The following is a 19,962-nucleotide window of genomic DNA, read 5'->3' on the forward strand; positions in this document are numbered from 1 at the left end:
AGCGGGAGATGGGCACTCAATCGAGCGGTGGCAAGGACGAGGAGCGACGAGAAGCCCCGGAGAACGCGATTGCGGTCATCGGCTTCTCGGGTCGTTTCCCTGGGGCGCGAAGCACGGACGAGTTCTGGGCGAACCTGCGCGACGGCGTGGAGTCGATCGTCGTTCTGCGCGACGATCAGCTCGCCGCGGCCGGCGTCCCCGCGGCGCTGCGGAGCCATCCGCGGTACGTCAAGGCCGCGGCGACGCTCGACGACGTCGACCTCTTCGACGCCGAATTTTTCGGCATGACCCCGCGCGAGGCCGAGATCACCGACCCGCAGCACCGCGTCTTTCTGGAATGCGCCTGGGAGGCGCTGGAGACCGCCGGCCACGACCCGGAGTCCTCGCGCGGCACCGTCTCCGTCTATGCGACCAGCGGGACGAACTCTTACCTCTTGCGCAACCTCCTGCCGAATCGGCGGCTGCTCGAGAGCATCGCCGACATGCAATTGCTCGCGGCGACGGAGCACGATTACGTTGCCACGCGGCTCGCCTACAAGCTGAACCTCACCGGGCCCGCGATCAACGTCCAGACGGCGTGTTCGAGCTCCCTCGTCGCCGTCCACCTCGCCTGCGAGAGCCTCCTCAATCGCGAGTGTGATCTCGCGATCGCGGGCGGAGCCACGGTGGGCGTGCCACAAGCCATCGGTTATCTCTTCCAGGAAGGGGGCGTCATGTCCCCCGACGGCCATTGCCGCGCCTTCGATGCGCAGGGCGGCGGCACCGTATTCGGCAGCGGGTGTGGGGTCGTGATCCTGAAGCGCCTCGAAGATGCCCTCGCGGACGGCGATACCATCCGCGCGCTCATCCGGGGGTCGGCGATCAACAACGACGGCTCGACGAAGGTCGGCTTCACGGCGCCCGGGGTCGAGGGGCAAGCGCGGGTCATTTCGCTCGCGCAGGCGGTCGCCGACGTCCACCCGGAGAGCATCGGGTACATCGAGGCCCATGGGACCGCGACCGCGCTCGGCGACCTCATCGAGGTCTCTGCGCTCACGCGGGTCTTCCGCGAATCGACGGCGAAGACGGGTTTTTGCGCGCTCGGTTCGGTGAAGACGAACCTTGGGCACCTCGATCGGACGGCGGGCGTGGCGGGGCTCTTGAAGGCGATCCTCTCGCTCGAGAACGAGGCGATCCCGGCGAGCCTTCATTTTCGCGAGCCGAACCCTCGGATCGACCTCGCGAACAGCCCCTTTTTCGTGAATGCCGAGCGAAAGCCGTGGCCCCGGGGCGTGGCGCCGCGCCGCGCGGGCGTCAGCTCGTTCGGGATCGGCGGCACGAACGCGCACGTCGTGCTGGAAGAGGCGCCGCCGCCCGTGAAAACGACGGCGCCTCGACAAACGCAAATCCTGACGCTCTCGGCGCGGACGCCGGGCGCGCTTTCGAGCGCGGCGCAAAGGCTCGCCGAGCACATCGAGCGCCATCCGGAGCACGACCTCGCCGACGTGGCGTACACGCTGCACGTCGGGCGGCGCGCGTTTCCGCACCGCGCGGCCATCGTCTGCCAGGATCGTGAGGGCGCATTGCGGGCCTTGCGCGGCGAGGAAGGAGCGCCGCCCCTGGAGCGCGCGCTCGCCGGCGAGCACCCCATCGTTTTCCTGTTTCCCGGGCAAGGCGCGCAGCACGTGGACATGGGCCGTGAGCTCTACGAGCGGGAGCCAGTCTTTCGCGAGAGCCTCGATCGATGCGTCCGACGAATGGCGCCGGAGCTCGGCCTCGATCTCAGGCGCCTGCTTCATCCCGAAGCGCGCTACCGGGAGCAGGCCGCGGCCGAGCTCACGAGGACGTCGCTCGCGCAGCCCGCGCTCTTCGCCGTCGAATATGCCCTCGCCCAGCTATGGGCGTCCTGGGGGATCGTGCCGTGGGGCATGTTCGGCCATAGCATTGGTGAATTCGTGGCCGCGTGTATCGCCGGCGTTCTCTCGGTCGAGGACGCGGCGGACCTCGTCGTGGCGCGCGGCAGGTTGATGCAATCGGCCGCGCCGGGCGTGATGCTCGCCGTGCCCCTCTCCGAGGAGGCGCTGCGCGAAGACCTCGGCGCGAGGCTCGACATCGCGGCTGTCAACGCGCCGGAGATGACCGTGGTGTCCGGCCCCCGGGCCGAGATCGAAGCGCTCGAAGCACGACTCTCGGGCCGCGGCGTCGCGTGCCGGCACCTCGTGACCTCGCACGCCTTCCATTCGCGGATGATGGATTCCGTCGTGGAGCCATTCGTCGAGCGTGTCCGGCGCGTTCGTCTCTCGCCACCGAACAGGCGCTACGTCTCGGGGGTGACCGGGACGTGGATCCGCCCGGAGGAGGCGACGGATCCGGCCTACTGGGGGCGCCAGCTCCGCGCGCCGGTCCTCTTCTCGGCGGGCCTGCGATCGCTCTTCGAGGAACGTGACGCGCTCTTCCTCGAAGTCGGCCCGGGGCGGGCGCTCTCGTCGCTCGCGCGGCGCCACGGCTCGGGGCACGAGACGGTCACCTCGCTGCCTGCTGCGAGCGGCGCGTCGTCGGACGCCGCGACGGTGAGCGACGCCCTCCGCCGGCTCTGGCTCCTCGGCGCGAAGGTGGACTGGAACGGGTATCACGCGAACGAGCGGCGGCGTCGACTGCCGCTGCCCACCTATCCCTTTGAGCGCCAACGATTCTGGATCGATGCGCCCAAGCCTGGCGAGCGAGATACCTCGCCGGACGTCGCCGAACGTTTCGAGGGTGGCCGGGCCGAGCTCGACGCATGGTTTTACCTTCCCTCGTGGCGCCGGACCGCGCCCCGTGCATCCTACCGGGGCGCCGCGCCGCTGCGCTGGCTTTTGATCGGGGAGGCTGCGGGGCTCGGCGGGATGCTGGCCGAGCGGCTGCGCGAGCACGGCCACCGGGTGATCCTGGTGCGTGGGCAGGCCGCTTCGCTCGCGAAGGTCGGCGAGGACGTCTACGAGGTCGCCTCGTACCGAAAAGAAGGTTATGCCGAGCTCCTCGGCGCGCTGCGCGCCGACGGGGTCTTTCCTGACAAACTCGTTCACCTGCGCGCCGCCACCGACGAGCCCGCCCTGGATTCTCGTCTCGACGAGGGGGTGCTCGACCTCGTGGGCCTCGCTCGCGCGCTCGCGGCGAGCGACACGAAGATGGAGCTCGATATCGTCACGAACCGCGCGCAGCGGGTCGGCGGCGAGGAGGAGATCCACCCCGAGAAGGCGCTTCTGCTCGGGCCTTGCAAGGTGATCCCGCGGGAGTACCCGCGGATCGCTTGCCGCGCCGTCGACATCGTGCGTCCCCGGGCCGGATCGGCGCAGGAAAAGGCGCTCGTCGAGCATCTGCTCGCCGAGCTCGCCGCGCCGGTGACCGATACCGTGGTCGCATTGCGCGGCGCGGACCGCTTCATGCAATCGCTCGAGAGCGTGCGCATGGCGGCGCCGCCCGAGCCTGCGCTCCGATGGAGGTCGCGCGGCGTTTATCTGATCACGGGTGGCCTTGGCGGCATCGGGCTCACGCTCGCGCGTCACCTGGCCGAGGAAGTCCAGGCGCGGCTCGTGCTCGTGTCGAGGTCGGCCCTGCCGGCGCGCGAGACGTGGTCCGCCTGGGTGATGTCGAACCCGGACGACGACACGAGCCGCGCCATCGCCGCGATCGAGGCCATCGAGCGGGCGGGCGGGGAGGTGCTGCTCGTCCGAGCGGACGTCGCGGATCGAGCCCAGCTCGAAGCGGCGATCGCGCAGGCCCACGAGCGCTTCGGCCCGCTCTCGGGCGTCGTGCACGCCGCGGGCGTCGCGGGCGGCGGCATCATGGAGCTGCGCACCGAGGAGCAGATCGCGCGCGTCCTCGCCCCGAAGGTGCGCGGCGCGCAGAACCTCGCCGCGGCGCTCCGCGACGAGCCGCTCGACTTTCTCGTGCTCTGTGCCTCCACGGTCGCGCTCCTCGGCTGGATCGGGCAGGTCGACTACGCCGCGGCGAACGCGTTTCTCGATGCCTTTGCCGACGCGCAGGCCGCGTCGGGAGGCCTCCCCGTCGTTTCCATCGCCTGGAGCGGATGGAGCGAGGTCGGCATGGCTGCGCGGGCCCGGCGGGGGCAAAGCGCGCCCGAGCTCCCCTTCGCCCGCGCGGAATCGTCGGCGCCGCAAGACGCCATCGTCACGACGCTGCGGGAGGATCGTGACTGGGTCCTCGCCGAGCACCGGATCGCGGGCGCCGCGGTCCTGCCGGGCACCGCGTACCTCGACATGGTGGCGGCCGCGTTCTGGGAGCGCGCGCGGGGCGAGCTGATCGAGCTCGAAGAGGCGACGTTCATCGCCCCGCTTGGCGTGTCCGCGCGCGCGGAGGTGCAGGCCCGCGTCGCGTTCGCGCGGCAGGGGGACGACTTCTCCTTCCGGGTCGAGAGCGCTCGTCCGGGCGAGGGCGGCGTGCGCTGGGGGGAACACGCGCGCGGCGTCGTCCGGACGCGCGCGCGCGTCGCTTCACGGCGGCTGGATCTCACGGGAATCACCGCGCGATGCGGCCAGGCGCTCACGCCGGTGCAGCCGGGCGACAGGGCAGGCGCGATCACGTTCGGGCCGCGCTGGCGGTCGATCACCGCCGTGCACGTGGGTGACGGCGAAGCGATCGTGCGCCTCGAGCTCCCCGAGGCGTTCCTCGACGATCTCGCGCGCCACGCGCTGCACCCTGCGCTGCTCGACGTCGCCACCGGCCTCGCGAGCGCCTTCCTCGGCGAAGAGCTGTATCTGCCGTTTGCGTATGGCAAGGTCCGGATCCACGGACGGCTGCCTCGCGTGGTCCACTCGCACGTGCGGTCGCGGGCGATCGGCGACATCGCGACCTTCGATGTCGACATCGCCAGCGAAGAGGGCGTGGTGCTCGTCGAGATCGAGCGGTTCGCCCTCCGGCGCGTCCGTGCGGGCGCTCGCGTGGTGGCGCGGGAGGGCACGGCCGACGTCGATCCCGCGGCCATTTCTCCCGCCGAGGGCGTCGAAGCGTTCCGCCGCATTCTCGCGTACGACGTTCGCCGCGTCGCGGTCTCGCCGGTCGATCTCGACGCTGCGATCCGGAGCGCGCACGACATGGGCTCCGCGACGCAGAGCGCCTCCGCGACGCCGTATGCGGCGCCGCGCGCGGCCCATGCGCGTCCCGATCTTGCGACGCCGTATGCGCCCCCGACCACCGATGTCGAGCGCCGCGTGGCCGAGGCTTGGCAGGCGGCACTCGGCATCGATCGCGTGGGCGTGAACGACGATTTCCAGGAGCTCGGCGGCGACTCGATGCTCGCCTTGCAGGTCATCAACCGCGCGTCGAGCGCGGGCGTTCGTCTCACGCCGCTCCAGTTCTTCGAGAACCCGACGGTCGCCCGGCAGGCGGCGGCTGCGGGAGCCTCCGCGGGGCCCTCCACGGAAGGGGAAGCGGGCGGGGATGTCCCTTTGACCCCCAACCAATGTGAGTCGTTCGACACGTATGATCCCGATCGCCACCTCTTCACCACCTCGTGCTTGTTTCGCGTCCACGGGGAGCTCGATCCGGCGCTGCTCGCGCGGGCCGCGCGGGAGATCTGCGACTGGCACGACGCGCTGAGGCTCCGTTCGATCCACGACGCGTCGGGGTGGAGACAGATCGTCGTTCCGCCCGGAGGTGACTTTGCCTCGTTCGTGCGAATCGACCTTTCCAGTGTGGCGAAAGCGGAGCAATACGACGCCGTCCGGGCGGCCGCCTACGAGCTGCAGGGCAGCTTGAACGTCTACGATGGGCCCCTTTTCCGGGTGGTCTACTTCGATCTCGGGAGCGCAGGCCCGAACCGCGTGTGGATCCTCGCGCATCACACGGCGGTCGATTTCTTCTCGATGATGATCCTGCAGGACGATTTGCTGACGGCCTACCAGCAGCTCCGCACGGGCGCGGCGCTCCGGCTCACGCCGAGGACGACATCCATCAAGCGTTACTCCGAGTATTTGAAGGTCCATGCGCAGTCCGACGAGGTCCGCCGCGAAGCGGCATACTGGCTCTCGGAGGCACGGCGGACGGCCGCGCCGCTGCCCAAGGACCATCCCGGCAGCGTGCACACGGGCGCTTCCACGCGCGAGATGAAGGGGTGGCTCGGCGAGGCCGAGGTGCGAAAGCTACGGCTCCTGGCCCGGGCCGAGGACGTCTCCATGGAGGACCTCCTGATGACGGCCCTCGCGCGCTCCTTCGCGGCGTGGACGGGGCAGCAGACGCTCCTCGTCGACCTCGTGCACAACGGTCGGACGATGAGCCTCGAAGGCGTGGATCTCTCGCGGACGGTCGGGTGGCTCGCGTATCTCTGCCCGGTGCTCCTCGACCTCCGTGGCGCGCCCGAAGGGCCGGCTGCTGCGCGCACGATTCGCGACCAGACCCAGAACGTCCCGAACCATGGTTTTCACTATGGCCTCTTGCGTTACGTCAACGAGGATCCGGAGATCTCCGTGCCCATGCGCGCGGCGCCGCGCCCGGAGGTGTACTTCAATTATCGGGGTCAGCTCGACGACGGGCCGCCGGCCGAGGTCGAACCTGGGCCGGACATGCCGTTCGTCCTGGAGCCCGACGTCCCGCGCCGGCACAGCCCGCGCGTGATCACGCGCCACCTCTTGCTCATCAACGCATGGACGCAGGGCGATCGCCTCGGACTCGAGTGGCTCTACAGCGAAGCCGTCCACCACAAGAGCACCATCGAAGCGCTGCAGGAGGGCATCTTCGGCGCACTCCGAGCCATGGTCGCGGATGTTCCCGATATGAGATGACGTGCGGGACAAGCGCAACGTCTGCTCGAATTGCGCAATGCGCGGCACATCGAAGCTGCCCAGGGCGCAGCGTCCCTACGTGGCACACATTGTGCCGTGATTTCCGAAGGCGAGCGGGTCAGATGAGGAAGAGCCGGTGATCGTCGCAAAAGCACCATGTAGAATCAGCTTCGCTGGCGGCGGCTCGGACCTCCCTTCCTACTACGTGAGGAGCCCGGGCGCCGTCCTGTCGACGACCATCGACAAGTACACGAGGGTCTCGATCCGCGCGCTTGCGTCGAGCAGCGACATCTCGCTCGCGTATCCGGAAGAGGAGCGGGAGCGCGTGGCTTCCGCGTCCAGCATCCGGCACCCGATCTTTCGTGCCGTGTGCTCCGAGCTCCTGCCGCAGGGGGGCGTGGAGATCGTGTCCACGTCAGACGTGCCGAACGGTACAGGCCTTGCTTCCTCCAGCTCTTTCACCGTGGCCCTGCTGGCAGCGATCCGAGCCTACCGAAGCGAGACCGTCTCCCGCGAGGAGCTGGCGGCGGAGGCATGTCACGTCGAGATCACGCGCCTCGGCAACCCGATTGGCAAGCAGGATCAGTATGCGGCGGCGTTCGGTGGGCTGAACTTTATCGAGTTTGCGTCTGACCACACGGTCCGGGTGACGCCGCTCGCGCTCCCCGCGAGCGTTGCCCGGACCCTCGAGCAATCGCTGCTCCTTTTTTATGTTGGCAATACCCGCCGCTCGGGAGACATCCTGAGCGATCAAGAGAAAGCGGTTGCCTCCGACGACGCGAAGTTTCAGACCGTCACCCGGATGGTCGGGCTTGCCCATCAACAACGTGAAGCGCTCCTTTCCCACGACCTCGGGGCGTTCGCGCGTGTCATGGATGAGGGCTGGCGCCTCAAGCGCTCCCTCTCGTCGAAGATCACGAACGCCGCCATCGACGGCTACTACACGCGAGCGCTCCAGCACGGCGCCCTGGGCGGCAAGCTGCTCGGCGCCGGCGGGGGAGGCTTCCTCCTCGTGTACTGCGAGCTCGAGCATCAGGAGCGGCTGCGCCGCGCCCTGTCCGATCTGCCCGAGATGCCGTTCGGTTTCATTTCAAGCGGGGCGCAGCTCGTCAGCGCCGAAGACTTCGAGACAGCCGCCGGGACGAAAGATGCCAGGAGAGCTTATCCATGATGGAACATACCTTGATGCCAAATAGCTTACCCGTGGTCGAGGACAACCTCGTACGAAAATACATCAATGGCGTCGTCGAGGTCCTGCAGGCGCTCGACACGCGCGAGGTGCGCGCCTTCGTCACCGTGCTGCGGCGCGCCCGCGACGAGGGTCGGCAGATCTTCATCTTCGGCAACGGCGGCTCCGCGTCGACGGCCTCGCATTTCGCGGCCGACCTCAACAAGGGCGCGAGCTACGGGCGGACCCGGCGGTTCAAGATGATCTGCCTGAACGACAACATGGCGACGCTGACGGCGTACGCGAACGACGTCTCGTACAACGACATCTTCGTCGAGCCGCTCCGGAACCTGATGAACCCCGGGGACGTGGTCATCGGCATCTCCGGCAGCGGCAATTCCGAGAACGTGCTCCGCGCGATTCGATACGCGAACGAGCGAGACGCTGTGACCGTCGGCCTTTGTGGCTACCGCGAGGGCAAGCTCGCGTCGCTCGTCCACGTCCCCGTGCGCGCGAACGTGAACGACATGCAGCAGGCGGAAGACGTCCACCTCGTGATCGGGCACATCGTTTCGCGTGCGCTCTGCGAGGACGCATGAGGTGTCCGGCCGGGCTGGCAGCCCGTAGCGAGACCGGCGCCTAGGAAGATCTCATGCACGAGACGTTCGAGAGCGGCCATTTCGCACAGCGCCTCCGGGAGTTGCGCCAGGTGCTGGGCGACGATCCCGTCGTGGTCGGGCCGTACGAATTCCGCAGCGCATCGGGCGATTTCGTCCGCCGGGCGCGGGGGCCGGGCCTCGAGGGCTTTTTTTATACCAAGCTCGAGCTCGAGCGTGAGGGCCACGGCGACGTGGTCCTCGCGCAACAGCCTTCCTACGGCGGCTATTTCCACGCGCTCCTCTCCCCGTTCGCGTGGACCAGGCCGCTCGAGGAAGCGCTGCGCGTGGCGCTCTCGTCAGACGGCCCTCCGCGAGCCCGCAATGCGCAGCTCGACGCGCTCCTCGTGCGAGAGATCGGGGCCATGCGCGAGGAGCTTCGGCGCCTCGACCCGTCCTTGTGGATCCGCGAGGCGGGGATCTACGTGATCCTCGCCCGCGCGTACAACCGGCTCCGGCCAGGTCGCTCGTTCTTCGACTCGCTCGACGACGACGAGCTATGTCGTATCCGCGAGCGGACCGCCTGCAATACGATCTGGCTCCTCGACATTTTCGAGATTGGCGCGATCAACCGGTGGGGCACGGGCGGCGGCTCGCCCTATTCGCTCCGAGGTTACCGGATCAAGGAGGAGCTCGGCGGCGTGGAGGGCTTCGCGCGCTTCGTCGCGCGCGCGCGCGGCGCGGGCTTCGAGGTCGGGGTCGACGAGGTCACGAACCATGTCTCGCTCGATTCGGACCAGGTGACGACCTATCCGGAGTCGGTCATTCACATCGTGCCCCCGCAACCCGCGGAGCACGAGGATCGAGAAGCTTACCGGCGCCGCATCCTCGGCCCGGTGCCATTCCGCGGAAAGGACCGCGTCTTCTGGCTCGTCCATACCGAGCGTTATCCGGAGGGCGGCCGCAGGGTGCCCAAATGGATCCTGGTCCACCATCCCTTTCCGGACATCGAGGACATCTGGACGGACATGGCGCAGCGGGACTTCAGCTGCCCCATCACCCGAGAATGGGAGCTCGGCGAGGTGCGGCGCCTCGTCCAGGATCTCGGCGTCAGGCTCGTGCGCCGCGACATGGCCTACGAGGTCCTGAACGGCCGCTATTACAAGCGCTGGCACCGCGCCCTCGTGGCCGAGCGCGAGCGCGCGGGCGCGGCGTGGCTCCGCGCAGAATACGATCGCCTCCTCGTCGGCTTCGAGGCGCGCTGGAGGGCCCTCTCCGGGCGGGAGCTGCTCCAGGAGGCCCGGGAGGTGATGCGGCGCGCCGATCCTGCGGCGACGACGATCGAGGAGGCCTACGCCAATTTCGCCGATCTCAATCGGACGGGCGCCGGCGCCGTGTACAACAAGGTCGGCCTCTATGACGCCCAGGTCAGCCGCGACGCCCGACGGATCCGAGCGGAGCTCCGGAACGTCGCCTTCCGGATCTGGCAGGTCGGCGGGGCGGGGCTGCTCAATTTCATCGGCACGCACGACGGCGGCGAGGGAAACCCCGTGGACAAATTCGGCATTCACGTCGGGGCGGCGGCCATCCATGCGCTGATGTTCCGGCCGGTCCTCGTCTACAACGGGCTCGAGCAAGGCGTCGGGCAGAAACAAAACATCATCGCCGACCTCTCCCGCTCGATCGACACCGACAAGGCCATTCCGTTCGACATTCCGGCCCGGATCGACTGGACCCAGAGCAATCCCGCGCTCGGCGACTATTTCAAGCTGGTCCTGTCGAAGGGCGTCGAGCACCGCGCCCTTTTCCGCGACGGGGCCATCCAGGTCCACGAGCCTTTCGAAGAGACCCCGCTCGTCGTGTGGTCCGCTGGCCGCGTGAAGCCCGATGGGTCGCGCGAGGCCATCCTCGCGGCGGCAAACTACGCGGGCGGTCGGGCGCGCGCCTCGTTCCGCATGGGAAGCCCGATTCTCGAGGCGTTTGGGGCCTTCGCGCCGCGGCCGGGGCATACGTACCTCTTTCGGGACGTCCTTCGGCGGGGCTCCGATGGGCGCCCCTCGGTCTTCACGTATGAAGGCACCGATCTCCTCGAACGCGGCCTGCTCCTCGAGCTCGGCGTCGGCGAAGTGCGTTTCTACGAAATCGAGGAGCGCGCGGAGCGCCTCCCGGATGGCGAGGCGCGCGCGTGAAAGCAGCGATCATCGCGGGCGGCTTCGGCACACGGATTCGCAGCGTCACGGGGGATCTCGTCCCGAAGGCGCTCATGTCCATCGACGGCGCTCCCCTCCTTGCGCATCACCTCCGGCTCCTCGCGGGGGTCGGCATTCGCGACGTCGCCATCATGGCCGGCCACCTCGCCGAGAAGCTGGTCGACGCGGTCGCTCCGCATCTCGACACGCTGGGCATGAACGGGCGCTTTTTCGTCGAGACCTCGCCGCGCGGGACGGCAGGTTGCCTCTCGGCGGCGAGGGATTTTCTGGGCGCGGAGGCCTTTCTGGTCCTCTATGGCGACATGTATGCCGAGCTCGACCTCGCGCGCCTCCTTCGCTTTCACGAGCATCACGGCGGATGTGCGACCCTCGTCGCTCGCCCCAACGATCACCCGTCGGACTCCGATCTCCTGAAGGTGGACGACGAAGGGCGGGTCACCGCGCTCCTCCCCAAGCGGAGCCGGCCGGCCGGGTTTTACCAGAACCTCGTGCCCTCGGCCCTCTACGTGCTTTCGCCTTCGGTCTTCGAATGCATCGACGACGCGGCCAAGCAGGACTTCATGCACGACGTCTTCCCGAAGCTCCTCGGCAGCGGGCGGCGCGTCTTCGCGTATCGGACCACGGAGTACCTGCGGGACATCGGCACGCCGGAGGGATATCGAAAGGCGCAGGAGGACATCGCCTCGGGCCTGCCTCTGCGGCGGCACGCGCGCTCGCCTCGACCCACCGTCTTTCTCGATCGCGACGGTGTCCTCAACGCGGCGCTCGGAGGGCACGGGGTCCTCTCCGCCGACGAGCTCTCGCTCCTCGAGCGCGCCGCGAGCGCTGTTCGTCTCGCCAACCAGCGAGGCCACCTGGCGGTTGTCGTGACCAACCAGCCGCAGGTCGCCAAGGGCATGACCAGCATCGAGGAGCTCGACCGGATCCACGCCAGGCTGGAGACCGAGCTCGGGCAGGCAGGGGCGTTCCTCGATCGTATCTATTCTTGTCCCCATCACCCCGAGCGTGGTTTCGAGGGCGAGCGCCCCGAATACAAGATCACGTGCGCGTGCCGCAAGCCCCTCGCGGGGATGCTCGAGCGGGCCGCAAAGGAGCTGCCCATCGACGCCGCGCGCTCGGTGATGGTCGGCGATCGCGGGGTCGACATGGCCGCGGCGCGCGCCTTCGGGATCACGGCCATCGGCGTGCGGACAGGTCACGGGTGCCGGCAGGCGGAGGGGGAAGGTCGCCCCGATCTCCTCGTCGACGACGTGTTCGACGCCGTCGATGTCGCGACGAGCGAAGAGCGCAAAACGCTGGCGGCATGCGCGCGCATCGAAGACCTCGTCTCGCGCCCCCGCGGCGCGCCGCTCGTCGTGGGCATCGGTGGTCGCGCGCGGAGCGGCAAATCCGTTTTTGCGTTCACGCTCGCGGAGCGCCTCCGCCGGCAGGGCCGCGTCGTCGCCCGGATCTCGCTCGACGAAAACGTCACAGGCGAAGAACCCTCGTTGCGCCCCGAGATCGTCGAGGCGCTCGCGCAAGAGCACGCGAATGCGGACGTCGTGCTCGTCGAAGGCCGCCTCGCGCTGCACCCCGTGATACGCGAGCGTTTCGACCTCCGGATCCTCGTCACGTGTTCGGGCACGACCGCCGAGAGGCGGCTCGGCAACCTCCTCGCGTGGCAGGGCAAAGACGTGACCACGGCTCCCGTACGCGACGACGCCGTGCACGCGACGGAAATGCATTGCGCTGATCTCGTGATCGAATCGGATTGAAAGGGACGCCCGGACCACCCCTCATGGACATTCTGTTCGCTGCCACCGAGCTCTTCCCGCTGCTCAAGGTCGGAGGCCTCGCCGATTACGCGTCGGCGTTGCCTCACGCCGTGCGAAGCTTTGGACATCGGTTCACCCTCGTCCTCCCGCGTTTCCGCAGCGTCGACACCTCCGCGTTGCGTATCGTCGCGCCGCCCGAGCCGATGCGCGTGAAGCTCGGCCAGCGGAGCTTCGACGTCACCCTCGTCCACGGGCGGCTCGACACAGGGATGGACGTCCTGCTCCTGGATGCTCCGGAGCTCTTCGACCGGGCGGGCGTCTACGGTGAGTCCGGCAAGGATTACGCCGACAATGGGCTCAGGTTCGCGCTTTTCTCGCGGACGGTCGCCGAGATCGCCCTCCGTCGGGCGCAAAGCGGGTCGGCCTTCGACGTCGTCCACGTCAACGATTGGCACGCGGCCCTCACCACGACGTTCCTCGAGGATCTACGGAACGAAGAGCCCCGGCTCGAAGGCACGAGGAGCCTCCTGACGATCCACAACCTCGCGCACCAGGGGGTCTTCGAACGCGCGCTTTTTCGCGAGCTCGGACTCGGCAGGGAGAGGTACTCCATCGACGGGATCGAGTTTTACGGCAATTTGAATTTCCTCAAGCAAGGGATCCTGAGCGCGGACGCGATCACCACCGTCAGCGAGACGTACGCCCGCGAGATTCGGTCGCCCGCCTTCGGCTGCGGGCTCGAGGGCGTGTTGCAGAGGCGCGCGAGCGTGCTCCGCGGCGTCACGAACGGGATCGACGAGCAGGTCTGGAACCCTTCGACGGACAGCGCGCTCCCGGTCCGTTACGATGCCGATGACGTCTCGCAAAGGGCCCGGTGCCGCGCCGCCTTGCAGGAAGAGGTGGGCCTGCCCGTCGACGCGACCCGGCCCCTGCTCGGGAGCATTGGTCGCATCGTCCCGCAGAAGGGAAGTGATGTCCTCGCCGCAGCGCTGCCCGAGCTCGTGCACACGCTCGGCGCGCAGGTGATCATCGCCGGCGACGGCGACCCGGCGCTCATGAAGGAAATCGCGGCGGCGGCAGACGGCGCGAAGGGGGCGGTGGCCTTCGTGCATTTCGCCAGCGAGGAGCTCGTCCACCGGATCTTCGCCGGTGTGGACCTGATGCTCCTGCCGAGCCGCTTCGAGCCCTGCGGCCTCGTGCAGATGTACGCGCAACGTTATGGAGCCCTGCCCGTGGCCCGCGCGACGGGTGGCTTCGTCGACACCATCGACGATTGCACCCCCGCGCTCGACGCCGGCACGGGTTTTCTTTTCGACGAGTGCCGCGCGGACGCAATGATTCGCGCTGTCGCGCGGGCCGTGGAGGCCAAAAAGAGCCCGCAATGGCCTGTCCTGGTCGCACGCGCCATGCGGCTCGAACATGGCTGGAGCACGCCGGCGCGACGATATGACGAAATCTACCGCGCCGCCTCCGGGGGAGCTCAGAGCCGCGTACGCCGGGAGACGAGCGTCACGTCGCCCTCCTGAAAAGGAACGGCGGTCTCGGGTCTGGCGCGGACGATTTCGTCCGCCGAGGGGGGCAGTCCCGGCGTGGAGTCGACGAGGAGGACCTCGATCGGCGCGTGGTTTGTTACGACAAACTCTACGGGAATGCCGCTCGCGGGCAGGGTCTTGCACGTGTAGCGGCGCCAGCCCGAGTTCCAGAGCACCGAGGCGTAGGGCCTGGGGACGGCCTGGCCCGCCATGGTGAAAGAGGTGACCTCGACGCCGGGCGGCAGGTAAACGGTGGCCTCGGGCGCGCCGCGCGGGGAGCGCAGGACCGCGCGAATGCGACGCCCCGCTCCCTCGGGCGTCGAGGTGATGTCGGCGAGCTCCGGGCCCGGGGTATCGAGGGCGGGCGCCGTTCGATAAGGGACGCGCCACGCGCCCCACCAGGGGAAGGGCGGGGCGCTCCCCTCGGCGAGCTTTTGCAGCGGCGCCGGTACATCCCCGCCGTTCGTGAGCAGCCGATGGACGGCTTTCCCGGCGTCGGCATCGTGATGGAGCTCGACGCGCACGCCTTGAGGGTTTGTTGTGGAATACGGTGGCATGACGGCCGCGACCCCGAGCGCGGCGAGGCTCATCGCGGCCGCGGCGGCGGGCAGGGCGAAGCGGCGGCGCCCATCGGATGGCACGAGGGGGGCGAGGGGCAATACGATGAAGCCCACGAGCGCCGTGATCGCGGGGAGCGCCTGCGTCCCCATGGCGGGGTAGAGCATCCACGCCGGGGGGAACAGGACCAAGCACGCGGCGCACGCGGGGGCGATGAACGAAAGCGCCGCGAGGGGGAGCGAGGCGCGCCGCGAGGCGGCCCAGGGGAGGCCGGCGAGCGCCCCGACGAGCGCAGGCACGAGAAACAGATACGAGACACCCGGGGCGAGCGCAGCGAGGAGCACCGCGACGAGCACCCACACGCCTCCCTGGGCCACCCAGGCGCTCGCGGGGGACGTCCGTTTCGCGACGAGCGCGGCGGCACCGGTGACGAGGCCGAGGGCGAGCGCGGCGTGAAACAGGAGCGCCGGCGTGGGGTGGGCGAGGACCGGGCCGGCAAAGGCGCCCGTCGCGCGCAAGAGGGCCGAGGCGAGGAGGGAGAGCGCGACGGCGACGACGACGCCGCCGAGGGGCACGAGGCCGAAGGCGACCTCACGGAGCCGCAAGGCGCGGGCGCGGGCCAGGAGGACCACGCAGGCGGCGAAGGCGAGGGCCCCAGCGAGCGCGAGAGGCAAGGTCCACGGCACGGGCCAGCGCAGCACGTGCAGCGCGAGCAGATCAAAAAAGACCGCATCCCCCGGCGGTGGATGATCGATGTCGGCCGACGCGAGCGCGCGGGCCAGCGCGAGAGCATTCTCCCCCTGGTGCTGGAGGCTCCCGGGATCGAGGACGTCGGGGCGGTCGCGTGGGGTATGGTAATTCGCGTAATCGTCGATGAACGCGAAGTTCAGCCCCGGCACGCCGTGCGTGTTGAAGACGGTCAGATCCGTATCGGAGGGAAGCTTGCGGTAGACGAAGACGAAGAGCGAGCTCGTGACGGGGCGCGGCAGCGATGGGCCGAGGAGGCGGACGAGCCAGGCATTGTCCCGGCCGGTCTCGAACATCAGGCTCGGGCCCGAGGTACCGCGTGCCTCCAGGTTGACGACCACCCGGACGTCGCGCGCGAGCGGATGTTGCGTGGCGAAGGCCTCGGCGCCGAGCAGGCCGACTTCCTCGCCGTCGTCGAAGAGAAGCACGATCGTGTTTTTCGGCGGCGCGTCGGCCTCGAGGGCACGCGCGATTTCGAGCAGCGCGGCGACCCCCGCGCCATCGTCCGCCGCGCCGGGGCCAGCCCCGACGGAGTCGTAGTGCGCCGAGAAGAGGACGGCCGAGCGCGAGGCCGCTCCCTCGATCCGGACGATGACATTGGAGACCTCGGCGCAAACGCCGTAGCGGCTGCACGAAAATGAGGTCTGGATGAGCGGCGTATGGCCCATGCCGCGCAATGCGTCGACGATGCGGTCGCGCACGACACGATTGTGAGGCGATCCGACCGGGTGTGGCGCTCCGCCCTCGAGGATGTGGGCGAGCTGCGTGCCTGCTCGTGTCGCGGAGAACGTCGTGGCAGGCGCGTCCGGGCCGAGCGGCGCGGGGGGCGCGAGTCGCGCGGCCGAGAGAAGCGCAAACGCGGCGAGGACGAGGAATGCGCCGAGCAGCACGCGCGCCGAGCGCAATGCTCCAGGGCTCGCGTGTATGGAGTTCGGATCGTGACCGCTCAAGGCGTGGCACGATACACGACGGAGCCACCTCTGTCACCGCCGGACAGGCGCTGCCGGAGGGTGCGGCGGGCCGACTTGTCGAGCGCGACGTCGACGGATCTTCCCCCGCTTCCGTGGACAAACGGAAGCGGGGAGGATCAGGGGATAAGCGACAGGATCAATCCACGACGCGAATCACGGCCTTGCCGCGCGTGTGCCCGGTCTTGATCTGCTCGAGGGCGCGGCGCGTGTCCTGCAATGGGAAGATCTCGCTGACCACGGGGCGGATGCGGCCTTCGTCCACGAGGCGCGCGACTTCGGCGAGCTGCGCGGCGTTTGGCCCGGCGCCCACCCGAACCGCGCGCACGCCGAACTCCTGGGCCTTCTCCGGCGAGGGCTTGCCGACGATCACGACAAGGAGCCCGCCCTTTTTCAGCACCTTGTAAGAGCGCTCCTGGGTGTCTTTCCCGACGGTGTCGAGCACCACGTCCACGTCTTTCACCACGTCCTCGAACCGCGTCGCCTGATAATCGATCACCTGGTCGGCGCCGATCGATCGGAGATGTTCGAGGTTCTTCGCGGAGGCCGTCGCGATGACGCGCGCGCCCCTCGCCTTGGCGATCTGGACGGCCATCGTGCCCACGCCACCGGAGCCGCCGTGAATGAGCACCGTTTGTCCGGCGCTCAGGTTCGCCGTCTCGACGAGCGACTTCCATGCCGTCACGCCGGTCAGCGGAATTGCGGCCGCGTGGACGTGATCCACCGTCTTGGGCTTGGGCAAGACGTCTGCCTCGTTCGCGGTAACGTACTCCGCAAAGGCGCCGTCACGGCCCCCGGAGAGGTACGCGAAGACGGCGTCGCCGCGCTGGAAGCGCGTGGCCCCCTCGCCGATTTCCTCGACGACGCCGGACACGTCCCAGCCGAGGATCAGGGGCAACGTGGAGGGAATACGCTCCTGCATGCGTCCAGCGGCGACGGCGATGTCGACCGGATTCACGGCGGCGGCGTGGACGCGGATCAAGATCTCGCCGGGCTTGGGTCGGGGGCGCGGGGCGTCCTCGTAGCGCAGATCGTCGATGCCCGTGAATGCGTGGAGCCGCACGGCCTTCATTGTCTGCGGAGGTGGCGTGCTCGGAGGCTGCGCGCTCGGCGACGAGGCCTCGCTTGGCGCCTGCGATTTACAGGCCGTGCACATCATGACCAGCGCGGCGAACAGGAGGAGGAACGCTCGCTTTCGAGGAGACGCTGGGGACGCGTGGACCTCCTTCGAACGCGAGAGGATCGTGGTTCGTTTCGTCATGGCGCTCGGTTACGCTACCGCGGCCTGTGTGTCCACCCCTCCGATAACCCCCAAGGTCCCTTGCACACGAAAATAGATTTTTTGTGAAACAAGTTACTGACATGGTTCCTGATGTTATCTAAGTTTGGTGTGATGTAACACGTGTATCGTGATGTGTAACTTGAGAGTCATAACGTTGGATGCCTGACCTGATGGTGGATGTTTGATCTGACGAAATGTGACTTCAAACAGGAGCGGCGTCGGCGGGAGGAGGTTCAATCACACCGAGGCGATGCGAGTACGCGCGTGAATGCACGTCTCGGTAATCCTTGCAGGCGCGTGGTCGATGCATACATGCAATCGTCGGCGTAACAGGTCGGCTCGTTGAGGGGCAAAGCTGTCGCACGCAATCGCAAACGTGGGTGGCGCAGCCTGGACTGTGCGCACGTTTCCACTTGACCGCGACGAAGGGACCATGCTAACCGACCTCACTATGTATGAAGCTTATGAGGAGTCCCGCGCTCGATAAGTGCAACAGGGGGCGGGATGTAGGGGGTATGGATACACGCCCATGCTGGTGATGCGTACGCCGCACCGGCGACGCGTGGGCGGCGCGGCCGGTGGGGATGGTGAGCTTTCGACGCTGCATTTCACCAGATCAGGCGTTTGTCGCCGTTTCGAGGGAGTCTCGTCATTGAAGCATCGGATCCAGCTTGATCCGTGCCTCCTTGGATAATTCGTATGCATCCGTGCCCTTGGACGCTCGCGCTGCTGTCGGCCGGGAGCGCTTCTGCGCTCGACGTTTCCATCCGCGCATTTCGTAGCCATCTCGCGTCCACGTCGCCCGACGACGTGCGCGCGGGGGTCGGCCTCCATCCGGTCGCTCCGGAGCTCGGGCCGCACAGGTTCGCGCTTCTCTTCCAGGGGGCCGAGGACGGCTTGGCCGCGCTCGGCGCGGATCGCGCCTTGCGCGGCTCCCCGGCGAGCGAGCGGACGGCCGTGCTGATGTTCCCTGGGCTCGGCGACCATTACGTGAACATGGGCCTCGGGCTCTATGCATCGGAGCCCGCGTTCCGCGAGGTCGTCGATCACGCCGCGGACATCCTCCAGCCCGAGCTCGGGCTCGATCTGCGCACCGTGCTCTATCCCGAGGGCGTCACCCCGGCCGCCGCGAGCCCGCCCGTGCCCAAGGGCGGCATCGATCTGCGGAGCATGCTCGGGCGAAGCAGGCAGAAGCGCACGCCGGCCGATGAGCGGCTCTCCGAGACGCGCCTCGCGCAGCCGGCGCTCTTCGTGATCGAATACGCGCTCGCGCGGACGTGGCAGAGCCTCGGACTCCGCGTCGGCGCGATGATCGGCTACAGCGTCGGCGAGTACGTCGCGGCGTGCCTCGCGGGCGTCCTTTCCTTCGAGGATTCGCTCACCCTCATCGCGCGCAGGGCCGCGCTCATCGACGGGTTGCCCCGCGGCGCCATGCTCGCCGTGGCGCTCCCGCACGAGGCCGTCGTCCCCATGCTCGGGGAACACCTTTCCCTGTCCGCGATCAACGGCCCCGAGCTCACCGTCGTCGCGGGCCCCCCCGAGGCGATCGACGCGCTCGAAAAGCGGCTCGCCGCGGAGGAGACGCCTGTGCGGCGCGTGCAGACCACGCACGCGTTCCATTCGACGATGTTGACGCCGATGATCGAGCCGATGACGAAGCTCCTCGCGCATTACACGCTCGCGCCGCCGCGGATCCCGTACATCTCGAACGTCACCGGCGCGCCCATCACCGCGGCAGAGGCGACGGACCCCGGCTATTTCGCCGCGCACATGTGCCGGCCCGTGCGGTTCGCGGAAGGCCTCGCCGCGCTCATGCAGGATCCGCAGAACCTGTACGTGGAGGTCGGACCCGGGCAAACCCTGAGCAGCCTCGCCCTGGGCTATCCGAAGAGCGGCGCCGCGCCGGAGCGGGTCGTGCTGCAATCGATGCGGCACGTGTATGACGCGCAGGCCGATCAGGCCGTCCTGCTTCGGGCCCTCGGCCGGCTCTGGGTCGCGGGCGTGGTCCTCGATCGCGAGCGCCTCCCGCCGCTGCCGCTCCGCCTGGAGCCCGAGGCGGCGCCGGCGCAGGCGGCGAGCGCGCGTCCCGCGGAGGGCGGCGCCGATCGCGCGGCCCAGACCGAGCGGGAGCTCGCGGCGTTATGGGCGAAGCTCCTCTCGGCGGACGAGATCGGGCCGAACGACCATTTCTTCGAGCTCGGAGGAAACTCCCTCGTGGCGACGCGGCTGCGCACCCGCATCGTCAAGACGTTCCGCGTCGATCTCCCGCTCCAGGCCGTCTACCAGGCGCCCACATTGCGCGAGATGGCGCTGACCATCGACGCCTTGATCGAGCGTGGGGGGAGCGAGGAGCCCTGAGTCCCGCGCGGTGAAACCCCACGAACGCTGA

The 19,962-nt window shown here is 68.7% G+C and carries 9 protein-coding genes; 7 read left to right on the plus strand and 2 right to left on the minus strand.

Annotated features, from left to right (window positions below; translation table 11 throughout):
- The first annotated feature begins 8 nt into the window (after positions 1-8).
- The 6 genes from QHF85_RS03255 to glgA all read left to right on the plus strand — a co-directional run bounded on the left by QHF85_RS03255 (position 9) and on the right by glgA (position 14,012).
- The gene (locus QHF85_RS03255) at positions 9-6,758 is read left to right on the plus strand and encodes a type I polyketide synthase (RefSeq protein WP_281325549.1); all 6,750 of its coding nucleotides are present in this window, start codon (positions 9-11) and stop codon (positions 6,756-6,758) included.
- A 136-nt stretch (positions 6,759-6,894) separates the two neighbouring features.
- Positions 6,895-7,929 (plus strand): sugar kinase, encoded by a 1,035-nt coding sequence (locus tag QHF85_RS03260; RefSeq protein WP_281325550.1) that lies wholly within the window; start codon positions 6,895-6,897, stop codon positions 7,927-7,929.
- Positions 7,926-8,525 (plus strand): SIS domain-containing protein, encoded by a 600-nt coding sequence (locus tag QHF85_RS03265; RefSeq protein ID WP_281325551.1) that lies wholly within the window; start codon positions 7,926-7,928, stop codon positions 8,523-8,525. The genes QHF85_RS03260 and QHF85_RS03265 overlap by 4 nt, the downstream gene beginning before the upstream one ends.
- Before the next feature lie 53 nt (positions 8,526-8,578).
- Positions 8,579-10,711 carry a hypothetical protein gene (locus QHF85_RS03270; protein WP_281325552.1) on the plus strand — a complete coding sequence of 711 codons (2,133 nt, stop codon included), beginning with the start codon at positions 8,579-8,581 and terminating at the stop codon, positions 10,709-10,711.
- Positions 10,708-12,486 (plus strand): HAD-IIIA family hydrolase, encoded by a 1,779-nt coding sequence (locus QHF85_RS03275; protein ID WP_281325553.1) that lies wholly within the window; start codon positions 10,708-10,710, stop codon positions 12,484-12,486. Before QHF85_RS03270 ends, QHF85_RS03275 begins: the two co-directional genes overlap by 4 nt.
- A gap of 23 nt (positions 12,487-12,509) precedes the next feature.
- Positions 12,510-14,012, plus strand: a complete 1,503-nt coding sequence (gene glgA, locus QHF85_RS03280; protein ID WP_281325554.1) for a glycogen synthase GlgA — start codon at positions 12,510-12,512, stop codon at positions 14,010-14,012.
- On the opposite strand, the gene QHF85_RS03285 is transcribed toward glgA, so the two are convergent.
- Both QHF85_RS03285 and QHF85_RS03290 read right to left on the minus strand, forming a co-directional pair.
- Complete coding sequence (locus tag QHF85_RS03285) at positions 13,967-16,273, minus strand: M20/M25/M40 family metallo-hydrolase (protein WP_281325555.1); 2,307 nt, start codon at positions 16,271-16,273, stop codon at positions 13,967-13,969. The two genes, glgA and QHF85_RS03285, sit on opposite strands and share 46 nt — an antisense overlap.
- 157 nt (positions 16,274-16,430) lie before the next feature.
- Positions 16,431-17,552: an NADP-dependent oxidoreductase gene (locus QHF85_RS03290; protein WP_281325556.1), complete on the minus strand. Its 1,122-nt coding sequence runs from the start codon at positions 17,550-17,552 to the stop codon at positions 16,431-16,433.
- A gap of 720 nt (positions 17,553-18,272) precedes the next feature.
- Here QHF85_RS03290 and QHF85_RS03295 point away from each other — a divergent pair.
- Positions 18,273-19,931 carry an acyltransferase domain-containing protein gene (locus QHF85_RS03295; protein WP_281325557.1) on the plus strand — a complete coding sequence of 553 codons (1,659 nt, stop codon included), beginning with the start codon at positions 18,273-18,275 and terminating at the stop codon, positions 19,929-19,931.
- Positions 19,932-19,962 lie beyond the last annotated feature (31 nt).

Source organism: Polyangium sp. 6x1, assembly GCF_029946515.1.
Lineage (GTDB): Bacteria > Myxococcota_A > Polyangia > Polyangiales > Polyangiaceae > Polyangium.